Source organism: Aquiflexum sp., from assembly GCF_977115555.1.
This window is the reverse complement of the sequence record NZ_CDSBKL010000632.1, coordinates 1-1,549: the sequence shown is the minus strand read 5'-3', so window position 1 is coordinate 1,549 and position 1,549 is coordinate 1. Positions and strand designations below refer to the sequence as shown.

General features: G+C 42.0%; 2 protein-coding genes. One reads left to right on the top strand and one right to left on the bottom strand.

Going from position 1 to position 1,549, the window contains the following annotated elements:
• Positions 1–700: MFS transporter (locus tag ACZFYI_RS20285; RefSeq protein ID WP_462525936.1), on the top strand; the 700-nt coding region annotated here is incomplete at its 5' end.
• A gap of 59 nt (positions 701–759) precedes the next feature.
• Here ACZFYI_RS20285 and ACZFYI_RS20280 read toward each other — a convergent pair.
• A complete protein-coding gene (locus ACZFYI_RS20280; RefSeq protein WP_462525935.1) occupies positions 760–1,323 on the bottom strand; it encodes a TetR/AcrR family transcriptional regulator in 564 nt (187 codons plus the stop codon).
• Positions 1,324–1,549 lie beyond the last annotated feature (226 nt).

Here is a 1,549-nt window from a genome sequence, read left to right as displayed (position 1 = left end):
CTTTTATGCAGATCTTGCAGTCAGCGAAATCCAAGCCACTGTGGACGAAGACAATCTCGCCAAAGTCAATTTCAGAGAACTCCTCAACAAAAGAATAGTCAAACTGCTCGGGATCGGTATCTTCCTTTCTTTCCTGCAACAGTGGAGCGGACTCAATGTGGTAATTTATTACGCTGCAGACATCTTTCAGGCTGCTGGATATAACCTCAAGCAGATGATGCTCAATATCGTGGTAATCGGAGGAGTGATGGTGGTTTCTGTATTCATTACCATTTTTACAGTAGACCGCTTTGGGAGAAAAAAACTTTTATTGACCGGAACATCGGCCATGGCCATCATTTACCTCTTTATCGGTTATACTTTTTACATCGGTCAAGGCGGCTGGCAGGTAGTTATCCTTGTTCTTGCCAATGTGATGTTTTATTCCTTTACCCTTGCCCCACTGCTTTGGGTGGTATTGTCGGAAATATTCCCAACAAGAATCCGTGGGGCAGCGATTTCCATTGCAGCATTAGCACATTGGGTAGGGAATTTTACGCTGACCTATTCTTTTCCCACGATCAAAGAAAACCTCGGTTGGGCAAATAACTTTTGGCTGTATGGTGCCATCTGTGCCTTTGGTTTTGTGGTGATTTTTCTTGTATTGCCTGAGACAAAAGGCAAAACTTTGGAACAGATCGAAAAGGAATTAATGGGATAAAAGTGAAGTTTATCTTTATTCAACTTAGAAGGTGAATCAGATTTGGCAAAGCTGAAAAATCAAAAAGATATCAGGTTCCAAATCAAATCAAAGGTTTCTTCCATCACCTGTTCTGCTTCTGTAGGAGAAAAAGTCTTATCAGAAAGGTATTTGTGGACACCAAAAGTATGGCCACTGACTATGGCATAAATCAAGTTTACATCCTTGGCTTTGAGCATGCCCTCATTGATTCCATTTTGGAGAAGGGAAAGCAAGGGTCGGGTATGGATATCCATTTCTTCTTTGACAATACTCCTCGCGTAAGGTGAATTGTTGAACTGCTCGAGGAAGGTAAACTCAGGCTGATGATCCAAGGCCCAAGTCAGGGAAGTCTTATAGAATCCCCTCAAAATCTCCTTCAATTCCATTTCTTCAGAGATGCTCTCTGCCACACATCCTCCCATCTTTGTCTTAAGATCAATATAAAGCGCCTTTACCAAGTCATCTTTGGTAGGAAAAAAGTAAAACAAAGTCCCGTTGGCAACACCGGCTTCTTTGGCGATTTTGCTTGTCGGGGTATCATGAAACCCAAACTCCACAAAAAGCCGGAGGGCAGCATCGAGAATAAGTTGTTTTTTGTCCACTGGATGGTTATTGGGTTATTGGTTATTTGATTAACTGGTTATTTGATTAACTGATATTTGGATAATGAAAATGTCGTTCGATTATGGAATCTGTGGACTGTTGACTATGGACTGAACACTATTTCACCTTCCTCCACCAAAGCGTAAACTGCTGCGTGCTGTCTTTGAGGTGGACCTGCTCGCCTATCATCGGCGTGATGATGTTCAAATTCTCTGATTCATTGTT